Annotated in this window: 14 protein-coding genes; 5 read left to right on the plus strand and 9 right to left on the minus strand. The window is 66.9% G+C overall.

Annotated features, from left to right (window positions below; translation table 11 throughout):
• Nucleotides 1-12: 12 nt before the first annotated feature.
• Together CAL12_RS23445 and CAL12_RS23450 are read left to right on the plus strand one after the other, a co-directional pair.
• Nucleotides 13-687 carry a GntR family transcriptional regulator gene (locus CAL12_RS23445; protein ID WP_198298309.1) on the plus strand — a complete coding sequence of 225 codons (675 nt, stop codon included), beginning with the start codon at nt 13-15 and terminating at the stop codon, nt 685-687.
• Between the two features lie 110 nt (nt 688-797).
• The gene (locus CAL12_RS23450; protein ID WP_157793102.1) at nt 798-1,943 is read left to right on the plus strand and encodes a TauD/TfdA family dioxygenase; all 1,146 of its coding nucleotides are present in this window, start codon (nt 798-800) and stop codon (nt 1,941-1,943) included.
• Nucleotides 1,944-1,969: 26 nt separating this feature from the next.
• On the opposite strand, the gene CAL12_RS23455 is transcribed toward CAL12_RS23450, so the two are convergent.
• The 9 genes from CAL12_RS23455 to CAL12_RS23495 form a co-directional block, all read right to left on the minus strand.
• Nucleotides 1,970-3,016, minus strand: coding sequence for a TauD/TfdA family dioxygenase (locus CAL12_RS23455; protein ID WP_157793103.1), 1,047 nt, complete (start codon nt 3,014-3,016; stop codon nt 1,970-1,972).
• 73 nt (nt 3,017-3,089) lie between these two features.
• Nucleotides 3,090-4,688, minus strand: coding sequence for an ABC transporter substrate-binding protein (locus tag CAL12_RS23460; RefSeq protein WP_157793104.1), 1,599 nt, complete (start codon nt 4,686-4,688; stop codon nt 3,090-3,092).
• A 39-nt stretch (nt 4,689-4,727) separates the two neighbouring features.
• Entirely contained in the window at nt 4,728-6,428 is a 1,701-nt protein-coding gene (locus tag CAL12_RS23465) for a dipeptide ABC transporter ATP-binding protein (RefSeq protein ID WP_086066820.1), read from the minus strand.
• On the minus strand, nt 6,425-7,285 hold the full coding sequence (locus tag CAL12_RS23470; protein ID WP_198298310.1) for an ABC transporter permease: 861 nt from the start codon (nt 7,283-7,285) through the stop codon (nt 6,425-6,427). The genes CAL12_RS23465 and CAL12_RS23470 overlap by 4 nt, the downstream gene beginning before the upstream one ends.
• Nucleotides 7,266-8,243 (minus strand): ABC transporter permease, encoded by a 978-nt coding sequence (locus tag CAL12_RS23475; protein WP_086066822.1) that lies wholly within the window; start codon nt 8,241-8,243, stop codon nt 7,266-7,268. The genes CAL12_RS23470 and CAL12_RS23475 overlap by 20 nt, the downstream gene beginning before the upstream one ends.
• Nucleotides 8,244-8,249: 6 nt before the next feature.
• Nucleotides 8,250-8,648 carry a RidA family protein gene (locus CAL12_RS23480; protein WP_157793105.1) on the minus strand — a complete coding sequence of 133 codons (399 nt, stop codon included), beginning with the start codon at nt 8,646-8,648 and terminating at the stop codon, nt 8,250-8,252.
• 14 nt (nt 8,649-8,662) lie between these two features.
• Entirely contained in the window at nt 8,663-9,613 is a 951-nt protein-coding gene (locus CAL12_RS23485; RefSeq protein ID WP_086066824.1) for a fumarylacetoacetate hydrolase family protein, read from the minus strand.
• Between the two features lie 60 nt (nt 9,614-9,673).
• Nucleotides 9,674-10,741: a PDR/VanB family oxidoreductase gene (locus tag CAL12_RS23490; protein ID WP_086066825.1), complete on the minus strand. Its 1,068-nt coding sequence runs from the start codon at nt 10,739-10,741 to the stop codon at nt 9,674-9,676.
• Nucleotides 10,738-11,358 (minus strand): nitroreductase family protein, encoded by a 621-nt coding sequence (locus CAL12_RS23495; RefSeq protein ID WP_157793106.1) that lies wholly within the window; start codon nt 11,356-11,358, stop codon nt 10,738-10,740. Before CAL12_RS23495 ends, CAL12_RS23490 begins: the two co-directional genes overlap by 4 nt.
• A 110-nt stretch (nt 11,359-11,468) precedes the next feature.
• Here CAL12_RS23495 and CAL12_RS23500 point away from each other — a divergent pair, with 110 nt between their 5' ends.
• The 3 genes from CAL12_RS23500 to folE all read left to right on the plus strand — a co-directional run bounded on the left by CAL12_RS23500 (nt 11,469) and on the right by folE (nt 14,114).
• On the plus strand, nt 11,469-12,521 hold the full coding sequence (locus CAL12_RS23500) for an ABC transporter substrate-binding protein (RefSeq protein WP_086066827.1): 1,053 nt from the start codon (nt 11,469-11,471) through the stop codon (nt 12,519-12,521).
• A gap of 47 nt (nt 12,522-12,568) precedes the next feature.
• Complete coding sequence (locus CAL12_RS23505) at nt 12,569-13,378, plus strand: alpha/beta fold hydrolase (RefSeq protein WP_086066828.1); 810 nt, start codon at nt 12,569-12,571, stop codon at nt 13,376-13,378.
• 61 nt (nt 13,379-13,439) lie between these two features.
• Complete coding sequence (folE, locus tag CAL12_RS23510; RefSeq protein WP_086066829.1) at nt 13,440-14,114, plus strand: GTP cyclohydrolase I; 675 nt, start codon at nt 13,440-13,442, stop codon at nt 14,112-14,114.
• The last annotated feature ends 4 nt before the right edge of the window (nt 14,115-14,118 follow it).

Genomic DNA, 14,118 nt, shown 5'->3' on the forward strand with positions numbered 1-14,118 from the left:
ACAAAGAACATCGTGAGTAAAGCTACAGAAGCAGACCGTGTTTTCAACGGCATCGTGTCCGACATCCTCGCCGGCGCCATACGCCCTCGCGAACATCTCTCGGAACGGGATCTCGTGGCCCGCTACGGCGTCAGCCGCACGCCGGTCCGGGAAGCCACCAAGCGCCTGTTCGAACGTGGTTTCGTCGAGTCCGGCCCGAAAGGCGTCGCGGTCGTCATGGAGATCGGCGCCGAAGACCTGCAGAAGCTGTACGAGCTGCGCGTCAAACTGGAAGGCGCCGCCGCGCTGGAGGTCATGAAGAACATCACGCCCAAGGAAATCGACAAGCTGGCGCAGATCAACAAGAAGTTCGGCGCGGCGCTCGCCAAGCGCGACCTGGTGAAAATGCTCGAGATCCGCGCTGACTTCCACGCCACCCTGATGGAAGCCACCCGCAATCGCTGGCTGGCGATGATCCTGATCATGCTGCGCGACAAGGCCTATGTCGTGCGCCACTACCATTGGCAGGACTTCAACCGCGCCACCGCCACGCTGGACATCCACAACGAGATGGTGGAAGCCTTGCGCGAGAAGGACGCCAAACGCTTCCAGAAACTCGTCGTGCAGCAGATCGACGCGGCCATCACGACTTACCAGAACCGCTTGCAAGCGCCCTCCTGGAACAGCACGGCCATGGCCGGCAAGTAATGCGCCGGGAACGGCCGGCCCGCGGACGGCGGCCATAAATGCCTTGATTGGTATGCCAATGATGGATATTCTTTCGGCATCGCCATCACGCATCCATGAGAAGGCATCCCATGACGACCGCAGCCACCATCCATCCCGCCGAGCCCACGGCGTCCCATCCACCGTCCCATCGGGCGCCGCCGCCCGCCGTCGCGCCGGCCACCGGCGCCCACGTATGGCTCGGCCCGCAGCTGGCCTCGCAGACCGACTGGATCGACCATTTCACCGCGGCGGAGATCAAGGAACTGCTTTCCGCCCTGGCCCAGGCCAAGGCACGCTTCGGCGATTTCCAGGAAGTGCGGCGCCAGGACTTCGACGCCCCCGGCCTGCAGGCCAGGTTTCGCGCGGTCCGGCGCCAGCTGGAACAGGGGCGCGGCTTCATGATGCTGCGCGGCCTGCCCCTGGACGATCTTTCGGACGCCGACTGCAAACTGCTGTTCTGGGGCATCGGGATGCAGCTGGGCGTGCCGCTATGCCAAAGCGCGCGCGGGGAGCTCCTGGCCGAAGTCAAGGATGTCGGCGAAAAAATGGGGCAGTCGACGTCGCGCGCCTATCGCGCCGCCGGCCCCCTGCGTTTCCATACGGACCAGTGCGACGTGCTGGGACTGATGTGCATACGGGAACCGCTATCGGGCGGACACAGCCGCATCGCCAGCTCGCCCGCCTTGCACAATGAGCTGCTCCGCACCCGCCCCGACCTGCTTGCGACGCTGCGCCAGGATTTCCACTTCAGCCGCCAGGGCGAAGCCGTGGCCGGCGAACAGGCCTGGTACACGCGGCCGATCTTTGCCGGCGAGGGCGACGCGTTCACCAGCGTCTTCTCGCAATCGCATATCGAAAGCGCGCAGAAACTGGACGGCGTCCCCCGCCTGACCGAGGCGCAGCGGGAGGCGGTCCAGACCGTCGCCCGCCTGGCCGACCAGCACAGCCTGACCGTGGAGCTGCGGCGCGGCGACCTGCAGTTCTTCAACAACCACGTGATCTACCACTCGCGCACCGACTACCAGGATCATGCCGAGGCCGACCGCAAGCGCACGCTGCTGCGGTTGTGGCTGGCGGTACCGGACAGCCGGCGCCTGCCGGACGCGTTCGCGCCCTTCTATGGCAGCACGGCGCCGGGCGCCCTGCGGGGCGGGATCCTGCACGCGTCCGGCCGCCGGTACGCGTTTCCCGATTGGGAGGCGGCCGGCTGGACGGCGGCGGACCTGGCTGCCTGAAGGTCGCCGCCGTGCCGGGCCGAGGCTCAGCGCGGCGCGGTGGCGATCCGGCCGGAGCCGAAGCTGCCCTGGTACGAGGGCAGCTTCCCGGCCTGCGCCGCGATCCCGCCGCGTGCCGCCACGAAACTGCTGTCGACCGCGCGCCAGTCCGCCGCCGCCAGCCACAGCCGCAGCAGATGGCGCTTGCGCTCCGGCTCCTGCCAATCCTCGAACGCGGTGCGGGCGTGCAGCACGGTGTAGTTGTTGATCAGGTAGATCTCCCCCGGGTCCAGGTAGAACTCGAAGGCCAGTTCGTAGGTCAGCCTTTCCACGCAATTCAGCGCGTCCGTCTGCAACTGGGTCAAGGGTTGCTTGCTCTCCTTGGCCGCGGTCTCTATGTAGGACCGGACGTAGCGGCAGCTGAGCTGGCCTTCGCGCCAGCAGAACAGCGGCACGCGGTATGGCGTGACGGCGCTCTCCCCGGGCAATTGCTCGCCACGGCGGTGGTAGGGAAAGCCTTCGTACAGGGGTTCCAGGTACTGCGGATATCTGGCGACCAGCTCGTTGTGCACGGCCAGCGCGCTGGTGGCGATCGACATGCCCCCCGCACGGGCGGTGCGCAGGCACATCAGGCCGACGATATCCGATGAGTCGGTGTGCGGCGTCAGCTCCTGCTTGTTGCGATAAGCCCGCGCGTGCGTGTCCGTCGCGGTGAAATCCTTCACATGTCCCAACCGGTCGCCGAGCACGCTCTGGGATACGCCGGCGCCCAGATAGGTTCCGATCCCCCAATAAATCATCTCCAGCTCCTGCTGGCTGTACAGGCCGACATCGATACCCTTGAGGATGACGATGCCCTGTCCCGAGCGCAGCTGGTCGTATACGTCGCGCAGCAGGGATTCCGTCTTCGGCAGCGGAAAGTGTTCGCGTTCCAGCGTGTCCAGGGTGTGTCCGGCTTGCAGGGCCGCGCGCACCGCCTCGCCCAGCTCCGCCAGCTGCGCGGCATCGAGCACGACGGTCACGTCGTCCTTGGAGGCGAAGTCCGAACCTTTCCATACGCCAGGTCCCGTCAGCGTTTCACGGAGAATTTCCATAAAGCCCTCTGTGGTTGTGCGGCCTGGGCGGCTTGCGCGCCGGCCACCGGTTGAATGCAGTCCCTGCGCCGCGCTACTTCCGCAGCCACGCGTCGCGCCATGTCGGCAGATGAACCTCGCCTTCCATGCCATGCAGCGCCGCGGTGCTGGCGTCGTACGACACCTTGTCGCGCAGGTCGAAGATCGGCAAGGCGTCGGCGAGGATATGCTGGACCGATTCGTATACCTGCGCGCGCTGCGCCTGGTCGGTAAGGTTGGCGGCCTGCCGCAGCAGGTCGTCCACCCGCGGATCGGAATAACCGGTGGGATTGCCGAAAGGCTTGCCCATCGTGGCGGACGACCACGCGCGCGCCAGGCCCAGGGCCGGATCGAAATAGCTGGTGTACGCGATGGTAAAGACGTCGAACGTGGCGTCCTGGTAGACCCGTTTCACGGCGGACACGCGTTCCAGGGGTTCCAGCGTCACCTGTACGCCCACGGCCCGCCACATGCTCTGTACCGCGATACCCAGCGAAGCCGCCTCGGCATCGTCGGCGTTGTAGGTGTAGCGCAGGCTGAACCGGTAGCCGTTGGCGCCGCGTGGCACGCCCGCTTCGTCCAGCATCGCATTCGCGCGCTTCGGATCGTAGGCATACAGCGTCCGGTAGTCGATGGTCTTGCTGGCGAACCAGCTCCCCTGCCCGAAAGGCGTCCGCGGCACCTCGCCCACCCCGCGAAACGCCGACTTCAGGATGAACTCCCGGTTCAATGCGATGTACAGCGCCTGCCGGACGCGCTTGTCGTCCAGCGGCGCGTGCTTCGTGTTCAGGAACATCATGTCCTGCGATGGACCGACGGGCGATCGCGTGAGTTTGAAATCGGGACGGCCCCGCACCAGACCGTAGTCCGTCACCGGATAGGCGAAATAGGAAACCATGTCCACCGCGCCGGCCAGCAGCGCCTGCGAACGCGCCGCTGCCTGCGGGATGATCTTGCCGATCACCTCGTCCAGGTAGGGCTTGCCCGCTTCCCAGTAGTCCGGGTTGCGGACCAGGCGGATGTTGTCGCCCCGCGTCCACGACGCCAGCTTGAAGGCGCCGGTACCGACCGGCTCGGTGGTGGAGGCCTTGTTGGACGGAACGTCGGTGCCGGCGAAGATATGCCTGGGCAGGATGGCGCCGCCATGCGTGCAGGACAGGGAGATCAGCAGCGGACCGAAGGGCTGCTTCAGATGGATGACCACCTTGTCGGGGGCGGGCGTGTCTATCGTATCGATGGAATGCGCCGCCGCGCTGAACACCGCGCTGTATTTGCTGCTCGCTTCCAGCAGCGAGTACTTGACGTCGGCCGACGTAAAAGCCTGTCCGTCCTGCCACTTCGCGGCATTCAGGTCGAACGAATAGCTACGCCCGTCTTCCGATATGCGCCAGGACTTGGCCAGCAAGGGCTTCACGCTGCCGTCCGGCGACAGTGTCGTCAGCCCCTGGTAAATGGCGCAACCTATCTGGCCGACGTCGAACGCGGTGGTCAACACCGGATTCGTCATCGTCGGATCGCTGCTCATCACGAATACCAGCGTGCCGCCTTTCTGCGGCGCCTGGGCGGCCGCGACCGGCACGGCGCCGGGGGCGATCAGCAAGGCCAGGCTGGCACAGGCGGCGGCATACGCCGCCTTGGCTTTATCGGGCACCATCTTCATCATTGCTCCTGCGTTGGAATCACAGGCCCGTCGTCAACAGGCCGGCACGGTCTGCGCGGCCGGGACGGGCGTCGCGTCGGCCGCGGCAGGCCAGTCGCCCGTCCGCGCCGCATCGGGTCCGATCCGGGGCGTGGCCTGCACCAATCGTTGCGTGTATGCATGGGCAGGGCGCGCCAATACGCTCGCCGCCGGCCCTTGCTCGACGATCTCGCCGCGATACATCACCGCCACGCGGTGCGCGAACACGCGGGCGAGCGAGATGTCGTGGGTGACGAACAGATAGGCGAGGCCGCGTTCGGCCTGCAGGTCCTGCAGCAGATTCAGGATCTGCCCACGTATCGATACGTCGGCGCCGGAAAGCGGTTCGTCCGCGACGATCAGGGCTGGCCGGGCCGCCAGCGCCCGCGCGATCGACAGCCTTTGCCGCTGCCCGCCGCTGAGTTCGTGGGGATAGCGGTGCAGGAACTGGGCGCCCGGCACGAGGCCCACTTCCTCCAGCAATCTGGTGGATGCCTGTTCCGCGCGGTCCGCCGCCGATCCGACCCGCCGCGCCGCCAGGCGCAGGGCCTGGGCCAGGGCCTGGCCTATCGTGCGGCGAGGATTGAATGCGGCCGACGCGTCCTGGAATACCGGCTGCATGTCCACCCGCGCGGTCCGCAGCGCCGTGGGGGCCAGCTGGTGCAGGTCGCGTCCATTCAGCAGCACCGTGCCCTGGTCGGGCTCGAGCAGTCCCAGGGCCAACCGCGACAGCGTCGATTTGCCCGAGCCGCTTTCGCCGACCAGCGCCAGGGTTTCGCCAGGATGCACCGTCAGGCTGACGCCAGCCACCGCGCGAAAGCCGCGGCCGCCGCGCAGGCGGAAGGTCTTGACGATGTCGCGCAGTTCCAGCACCGGCGACGCGGCGCCTGCCGGCGCCATGCCGTTCGATGCCGCGGCATCGCCGTCACGCAAGCCGACGGCGGCGGCCAGCAGCTGGCGCGTATAAGGCGCCTGCGGCGAGGTAAAGATGCGATCGACGGTGCCGCTTTCCACGACCCGCCCTTTCAGCATCACATGAATGTGCTCGCACAGCGTCGACACCACGCCGAGATCGTGGGAGATCAACAGCAGGGCCATGCCGGTCTCGGCGCGCAGGCGCTGTATCAGCGTCAGGATTTCGCGCTGCGTGGTGACGTCCAGCGCGGTGGTCGGCTCATCGGCGATCAGGAGCCGCGGCCGGCATGCCAGCGCGATGGCCAGCAGCACGCGCTGCCGCATGCCGCCCGACAGTTCGTGCGGATACTGTCCGCGCGCATCCGCCGTCAACTGCACCTGCTCCAGCAGCTCCACGACCCGCTCGGTGATGGAGGCGCTCCTGTCATGCAGCCGCACGGCCTCCGCGATCTGGTCGCCCGCCGTCATCAGCGGATTCAGGTAGCTGAGCGGATCCTGGAACACCATCGCGGCGACCGTGCCGCGCAGGGCATGCAACTGCCCAGGCGCCATGGCACGGCCCGCCACGCGTATGTGGCCGGCCTCGATATCCGCGCTCCGGCGCGGCAGCAGCCCCAGCAAGGCCCGCGCGAGCGTGGACTTGCCGGAACCGGACTCGCCGACGATGCCGACCGATTGCCCGTCCCCTATCGTCAGGGACACGCCGTCCACCGCGGCCTGCGCCCTGCCGCCGGCGCCATATGTCACGCGCAGGTCGCCGATATCGATCAGCGGTGCGCCCGCCTCTGCCGGTCTCGTCACAGCGCGCTCCCTCCGCGTGGATTGAAGGCGGCGCTGACGGAATCGCCCAGGATATTGAAGATCAGCACCGTGGCGACGATCGCCGTCCCCGGGAACACCGACAGCCACCACGCCTGGTGAAAGAAGCGCTGCCCGACGTTGAGCATGCCGCCCCAGCTCGGGGTTTCCGGCGTCGTCAAGCCGAAGAAAGACAGGCCGGCCTCCAGCAGGATCGCCTGGCCGATGACCAGCGTGCCCAGCGCCAGGACGGGCGCCACGGCATTGGGCAGCACTTCGCGCCACAGTATCCGCAGCCTGGATTCGCCCAGGCAGATCGCCGCCTGCACGTATTCCAGGCCCTTGATCCGCATGACCTCGCCACGCACCAGCCTGGCCGGTTGCGGCCAGGACAGCACCGCGATGACCAGGATGACGTGGCCGAGCCCCGGTCCCGCCATGGCCACGACGACCGCGGCGAGCACGAACTTGGGCATGACCTGGAAGACCTCGGCCACGCGCATGACCGCCATGTCGAACCACCCGCCGAAATAGCCGGCCAGGGCGCCCACGGCGATGCCGATCACCGTCGTGGACAGCGCGCTGGCCAATCCCACCATCAGGGAAGTCCGGGTGCCCCAGATCAGTTGGTCGAAGGTGCTGCGGCCCATGTCGTCCGTGCCCATGGGATGGATCCAGGACGGCGGCGCCAGCAGGTCCATGGAAATCTCGAAGGTGTCGCCGCCGCCCAGCAGCAAGGGGCCGGCGATGGCGGCAAAGGCCAGCAGGGCCATGGCCGCCAGGCCCAGCCATGCCGCCTTGTCCTGGCGCAACTGCATCCAAGCGCGCGAACGCGCGGCCTTACCTGCCGTAATGTTCATGGCGGACTCGTGGATCGACATAGGCATACAGAAGATCGGTGATCAGGTTGGCCACGATCACGGTGACGGCGGCCGCGAGGAAAACGCCTTGCAGGACCGGGTAATCGCGCTGCGCGATCGCAGTCACGAACAGCCCGCCCAGGCCGGGCCAGGCGAATACGGCTTCGACCAGGATGGTGCCGGTGATCGCGTTGCCGAAGTTGTAGCCAATCACGCTGATGATCGGCATCAACGCGTTCGGCAGCACATGGCGCCACAGCACGCGCCGGTCGCTCGCGCCCTTGGCCTTGGCCGTCGTCACGAAATCCTGGTGGATCGCCTCCAGCACGCTGGCGCGTCCGACCCGTGCGACGACCGCGCAGTAGAACAGGGTGACCGCCACGCCAGGCAATACCCAGTGGCGCATGACGTCCAGCACCAGCGACGCGCCGGTCAACGTCGTGCGCACGCTGTGCATGCCCTGCGCCGGCAGCCACTTCAGGTCGACCGCGAAGACCAGGATCAGGATCTGTCCCAGCCAGAATGCCGGCACCGAGTAGCCCAGCAATCCGACCGAGGTAATCAGGGTGTCCACGCCCCGCCTGCGCGCCGCGGCCGACCACAGGCCCAGCAGCACGCCTACCAGCGACGCCAACAGCAGGGCCGGAATCATCAGCAGCAGCGTATTGCCCGCCCTGTCGAGCACCAATGTCAGCACGGGCTGCTGATTGGCCAGCGAATAACCGATATCGCCCCGCGCCAGGCTCCGCACATACAGGAAGAACTGCCGCGGCAGCGGTTGGTCCAGTCCCATAGACTGGCGCACCTGGGCCACGTATTCGGGTGGCGCCGGGAAATCGCCGACCAGCGCGGTGAGCGGATCGCCGGGCACGACGCGGGTCAGGAAGAAGACCAGGGTCAGCACGGCGGCGATCACCGGCAGCGCGAACGCCAGGCGCAAGGCGATGTAGCGGAGCATGGCGTGCTACAGCGCCGCGATGGCCTGGAACTCGATCAGCAGGCCCGGATCGGCCAGGTGATTGACTTCCACGATGGTGCTGGTCGGCAGCTTGGCGGTGAAGAACTCCGTGCGCGCCGAGACGATTTCCTTGAACTGCCGCACATCGGTGGTGTAGACCACGATGGACACGATGTCTTCCAGCGTGCCGCCCGCTGCTTCCAGGACGCTGCGCATATTGCGTATGCACTGGCGCGTCTGTTCGACCATGTCGCCAGGCCCCACCAGCTTGCCTTCCGCATCGCGCGACAGCTGGCCCGACAGGAAAATCAGCGACCCGGGATTGTCCACGCGTATGTAGTGGTGATAGACGGTCCTGCGCACATTGGCCAGGTTGGCGGGATCGCCGCGTGTGATGGTGCTCATGGATGACTCCGGTTTCATTGAGGAGCGACGATGTGGGTGCGCAGCACCATCGCCGGTTTTTCGAAGGCGCACTCGACCACGTCGCCGGGCTTCAGGAAGAGTTCTGCCGCGTTGGGCTTGCCGACGGCGACGCCGCCCGGCGCGCCCGTGGAGAACATGTCGCCCGGCAGCAGCGGCATGAGCCGCGAGAAATGCGCGATGATGTCGGGCAGCTTCCATATCTGCTCGGAGGTATTGACGCGCATGCGCGTTTCCCCGTTGACGCTGCAGGTCACCCACAGGTCGTAGGGATCGCCGGCTTCGTCCATGGTGATGATGTAGGGTCCCAGCGGACCGAAACCCGGCGCGTTCTTGGACGTCCAGAACTTCGTGCCCGACGTCACTTCGCGCTTCTGCGTTTCGCGGCAGGTCAGGTCGTTCAGGATGGTGATGCCGGCCACATAGTCCAGCGCGTCCTCACGGCCCACATTGAAGGCGGGCTTGCCGATCACGAACACGAGCTCCGGCTCGTAGTCCAGATGCGAAACCGTGGCCGGACGCGCGACCTTCGCCTCGTGGCCCACCAGGCAGCTGTTCAGCTTGATGAAGCCGGTCGGCTCCGTGGGCATTTCCTTGATCAGGCCGGTACGCTGCAACTCCGACAGGTGCGTCCTGTAGTTCTTGCCGACACACAGGAATTTTTCCGCATCCTGGATGGGCGGCAGCAGATCGACGTCGTCCATGTCGTGCAGCATGCCGGCGAAGCGCGCGGCATCGGCGCCCGCCGCGGCGCGCGACAGCTCGCCCACCGCGTCCAGCCCCGGGTCGCCCAGCGCGAGCAATTGCTTCATCGACTCGATCCCGACGCCCGTCGGCATGATGCCGGCGCGCGACGCCTGCCCGACGTCCAGCATGCGCGATCCGGCGAGTACGCCGACCCGGGCCTGCCCCGGATCGGTCTTCAATGCAAATGTGGCGAGCTTCATACCTACCTACTCCTTTGAGATGAACGCGTACCGCGCGGGTGGCCCTGGAGCCATCCCCCGCTATAAATCGATGACGAGCTTTTCCGTCGTGCAACGCGATACGCAGGGAACGACCAACGTGTTCGATGCGCGTTCGGCCGCCGTCAGATAGACGTCGCGATGCTCCGGCGTCCCCGACACGACGTCGAGCACGCAGGCGCCGCAGGCACCGGATTCGCAGCCGCTTTCCAGCACCAGCCCCGCCCCGCGCAGGGCCGCGAGCATGGTCTGGCCCGCCGGTACCGGCACGCGCCGGCCGCTGCGGCCCAGTTCGACGACGAAGGGCGTGTCGGCCGCCGCGACCTCGCCGGCGAAGAACTCGAAATGGAAGCGGTCCATCGCGCCTTGCGTCTCGGCGTGCGCCCGCACGAAGTTCATCATGGGCGTCGGGCCACAGCAGTACACGGCGGTGTCGGCGGCCGCGCGATCCAGTTCCGCCCGGAGGTCATAGAATCCGCCCGCGGCGCTGTCGCAATGGATATGCACGTCGTGGAAGCGCGCACAGGCTTCGAGCTCCGGTCCGAAAGCGATGTCTTCCGGCGCACGGCACATATGCACCAGCCGCGCGGACTGCCCGTGCGTGCGCAGGACGTCCAGCATGGCGAGGATGGGCGTCAGCCCGATACCGCCCGACAGGAATAGATAGCCCGGTTGCCCGAGCGCCAGCGGGAAGTTGTTGCGAGGCGTCGAGATCCGCCACCGGGCGCCTTCCCGGGCGTTCTGCCCTATCCAAGCGCTGCCGCCGCGGCCGCCGGCCATGACCTTGACCCCGAGCCGATAGCGGTGGGCGTCGTCCAGGGGACCGCACAGGGAATAGTGGCGCGCCACGCCGGGGCCGCACTCCACAGCCACGTGCGCGCCGGCGGCATAGCTCGGTAGCGGCCGGCCATCCGGCGCGCCCAGTTCGATCAGCAGCACGTCGCCAGGCTCGCGCCGCACGCCACGGACGACGACATCGAGCCAGCCGCCCTCGTCCTGCGCCTGCTCGCCTGCCTCCGCGGCCGCCAGCGGATTCGTGCGCGGGTCGGTGCGCGGGTCCATCCCCGGGGCCACCCGGGAGTCCATCGGGGGATCTGTCAGCGTGTTCATGATGCCTCGCACCAGGTCGTGAACGCCGCGGGATTCATCGGGGGGCGCGGGCGGGCCGGCCGCTCCGGGTCGCGATAGCCCACATTGATGACGCCCATCAACTGGGCGTCCGACCCTTCCAGGCCAAGCAGGGCGCGCACTTCCGGCGACTCCGCCAACTCGCCCGTGGTCAGCAGCGTATCCACCCCCGACGCGGCGAACGACAGCATCATGGTCTGCACCGCGGCAGCCACCGCGTAGCGCTCTTCGGCCTGGCTGACTTTCGGGTTGCCCATCGCCGGCATGCACACCGCCACGATCATGACGGGCGCGTCATAGGCACGCTGGATCGCCTTCGCCACGTCACGGTCGACCCTGGACGCGGCGGCCTCGTAGGCGGCCGCCAGCCGGGCGCGTCCCTCGCCGGCGAACACATGGAAGCGCCACGGTTCCGTCCGATGATGATTCGGCGCCTGGATTGCATCCGCGATGGCCGCCTCGACCAGGCGCCTGGGCACCGGCGTCTGCGCGTAGGCATAGATGGACCGGCGCGCGGCGACGACGGCGTGGAAGCCTGCCGCCAGGGCGTCATCGCCGGCGGCCATGGGGGCGACACGCGGGGAGATATCTGTGTTCATGAATGGAGAACCGGGAATGTTGCGGGGGCGTGAATTAAAGTATATCTTAATGGCATGCCAATGATACATGCCTTTGCTGCACATTTGTCAACGACTCAAGGGGTACCGATATGAAACCGCATCGTTTGATGGCAGCAGCGGCGCTGGCCATCGCCACTGCAATGACAGGCGTGGGCACCGCGCGCGCCGAAGAGGTTGTCCTGGCCACATGGGGCGGAACCTGGGGCAAGGCGATCGCCGAACAGGCGATCGCGCCCTTCGAAAAGGCAACGGGGATCAAGGTCCGCGTCGTATCGGGCGTATCCCTCGTGAATATCCAGATGATCGCGGCGCAACGCGCCAGTCCGAAGATCGACCTGGTGATGGCGACATCGCAGGATGCGATCACCGCCTACGACGACGGCCTGCTCGCGCCCGTCGATCCGGCGGGCGTGTCGGCGCTCGCCAGCCTGCCTGCCTTCGGCGCGCCGCGTGACGCCCAGGGCAAGGTGATGTTCGCCGGCATATGGGTATACCCCTATGGCATCGTCTATCGCACCGACAAGGTCCAACAGCCCATCACCTGTTGGAAGGACCTGTGGCGGCCTGACCTGGCGAACAAGGTTGCCGTTTCATCGCCTCGCTACATGAACGGGCTGTTCCTGCTGATGAGCAACCGCATGGCCGGCGGCAACGAGCAGGACGTGACGCCGGGCCTGAACCTGATCAAGCAGATGGGCCGCAACCTGCTGGCCGTGTCCGACGATTCCGCCAGCCAGCAGCGGCTGCTGGCGCAGGGCGAGGTCTGGGCGGTCCCGATGGTGTCGAGCGCCGCGTACAAGCTCATCGACGAAGGGGTCACGGCCAAGTTCGTCATTCCCTGCGAAGGCGCGCCCGCCGGCATGGACGTCATCGCATTGGTGAAGAACGCGCCGCACCCGCGGGCCGCCACCCAGTTCATGGATTTCTTCCTGCGCGCCGACGTCATCGCCAACGTCACCCGGGAACTGAAGATCACGCCGGTCAACCGCGATGCCAAGCTGACCCCGGAACACGCCAGGTACACGGTGTCGGATGAAGCCTTCAGCAAACTGCTCCGCTTCGACGAGCGCGCCGTCATCGCGAACCGCGCCGCGTGGCAGGACCTTTGGGATCGGCAGATCGCGCCCATGACGCTGCGTTGACCCAGCCGGCCCCAACCCTCCCGTCAACCCCACACCTGGAATCGGACATGTCTTTCATCATGGCCAACGGCATCCGTACCTTCTTCCGCAGCGTCGGCGAAGGACCTCCCCTGCTCCTGATCGCCGGCAACGGCATGGACCACAAGACCTTCGACGAGCAACTGCCGCTGTTCGCGCGCGATTTCCAATGCATCGTCTACGACATGCGCGGCGTCGGGCAGAGCGATATCCCGGAGGACGGCTACACCATCAAGGAAATGGCGCGGGATGCGCTCGCGCTGCTGGACGCGCTGGACATCCGCGCCTGCCACGTCGGTGGCTATTCGCTGGGGGGCGCGATCGCGCTGGAATGCGTGCTGGCCGCGCCGGACCGCTTCAAGTCGCTTTCGCTGTACGCCAGCTACGATCGGCCGGACCCCTATCTGCGGCTGCGCTACGACCTGCTGATCAAGGTGCTGCAGGACGCCACGCCCGAGATCTGGGCGCTCTTCAGCGCCTATTCCGCCTTTGGCGAAGCCTACGTCAATGCCAACGAGGCGAGCGTACGGCAGGAGATCGCGCGGCGCGTGGCGCGCGGGGCGCAGGACGATGCGCGCGCCACGCGCGGGCTGATGGGGCACTACCAGGCGATCCTGTCGCACGACGTGGCCGACCGTCTCGGCCAAATCGAGCTGCCGACCTGGATCGCCGCCGGCTCGGACGACCACGTCATGCCGCCGCACTATGCAAGGCGCATGCATGCGGCCATCGCGGGTTCGCGCCTGGAGATCTTTCCCGATCGGCCGCATCGCCTCCTGAATTTCCACGCCGAGCCTTTCACGGCGCGGGCCCACGACTTTCTGCTGGAACACAGGTAGCGCCGTGCTGACACGATACTCACCCGTCCGATTCGCCACCCAGGCAGGCGCCGACCCGGGCATGTCGGTGGCGGACCGCATCCGCCGGCGCCTGCGCGACGCCGGCGTCCGCTACCATGCCAATGACAACATCGCGCCATACATCGAACCCGGCGAGCTGGCCGCGCTGCAGGATGAGGTGGCCGGCAAGCTGCAGGAAGTACTGGAATCGCTGGTCATAGACACGGCCGCCGATCACAACACCCTGGATACCGCGGCGCGCGTGGCGCGCATGTTCATCCAGGAAACCTTCCAGGGGCGCTATCTGCCGCGTCCCGATATCACGCAGTTCCCCAATGCCGAGCGCCTGGATCAGTTGATGGTCGTCGGCCCGATCCGCATCCGCAGCGCGTGCTCGCACCACATGTGTCCCATCCTGGGCCATGTCTGGATAGGCGTAGTACCCAACCCCGACTCGCGCCTGATCGGCCTTTCCAAATACGCACGGTTGTGCGACTGGATCCTGGGCCGTCCGCAGATCCAGGAAGAAGCGATATCGATGCTCGCCGACGAGCTGGAAGCCCAGGTCCGCCCGGACGGGCTCGGGATACTCATGGAAGCCGACCACCTGTGCATGCAGTGGCGCGGCGTCAAGCAACATGAAACGATGATGCGCAGCAGCCTCATGCGAGGCCGGTTGCTGGAGGACGGCGACCTACGCCGGCAGTTCATCGACCTGGCGCGCCACGGCCGATAACGCG

Source organism: Bordetella genomosp. 8 (assembly GCF_002119685.1).
Classification (GTDB): domain Bacteria; phylum Pseudomonadota; class Gammaproteobacteria; order Burkholderiales; family Burkholderiaceae_B; genus Bordetella_C.

What these genes read in the sequence shown, in the direction of transcription:
- CAL12_RS23505 (WP_086066828.1), top strand. Translation starts at nt 12,569, where the DNA reads ATGTCTTTCATCATGGCCAACGGCATCCGTACCTTCTTCCGCAGCGTC.
- CAL12_RS23470 (WP_198298310.1), bottom strand. Translation starts at nt 7,285, where the DNA reads ATGAACATTACGGCAGGTAAGGCCGCGCGTTCGCGCGCTTGGATGCAG.
- CAL12_RS23500 (WP_086066827.1), top strand. Translation starts at nt 11,469, where the DNA reads ATGAAACCGCATCGTTTGATGGCAGCAGCGGCGCTGGCCATCGCCACT.
- CAL12_RS23460 (WP_157793104.1), bottom strand. Translation starts at nt 4,688, where the DNA reads ATGGTGCCCGATAAAGCCAAGGCGGCGTATGCCGCCGCCTGTGCCAGC.
- CAL12_RS23495 (WP_157793106.1), bottom strand. Translation starts at nt 11,358, where the DNA reads ATGAACACAGATATCTCCCCGCGTGTCGCCCCCATGGCCGCCGGCGAT.
- folE (WP_086066829.1), top strand. Translation starts at nt 13,440, where the DNA reads ATGTCGGTGGCGGACCGCATCCGCCGGCGCCTGCGCGACGCCGGCGTC.
- CAL12_RS23480 (WP_157793105.1), bottom strand. Translation starts at nt 8,648, where the DNA reads ATGAGCACCATCACACGCGGCGATCCCGCCAACCTGGCCAATGTGCGC.
- CAL12_RS23490 (WP_086066825.1), bottom strand. Translation starts at nt 10,741, where the DNA reads ATGAACACGCTGACAGATCCCCCGATGGACTCCCGGGTGGCCCCGGGG.
- CAL12_RS23485 (WP_086066824.1), bottom strand. Translation starts at nt 9,613, where the DNA reads ATGAAGCTCGCCACATTTGCATTGAAGACCGATCCGGGGCAGGCCCGG.
- CAL12_RS23450 (WP_157793102.1), top strand. Translation starts at nt 798, where the DNA reads ATGACGACCGCAGCCACCATCCATCCCGCCGAGCCCACGGCGTCCCAT.
- CAL12_RS23455 (WP_157793103.1), bottom strand. Translation starts at nt 3,016, where the DNA reads ATGGAAATTCTCCGTGAAACGCTGACGGGACCTGGCGTATGGAAAGGT.
- CAL12_RS23475 (WP_086066822.1), bottom strand. Translation starts at nt 8,243, where the DNA reads ATGCTCCGCTACATCGCCTTGCGCCTGGCGTTCGCGCTGCCGGTGATC.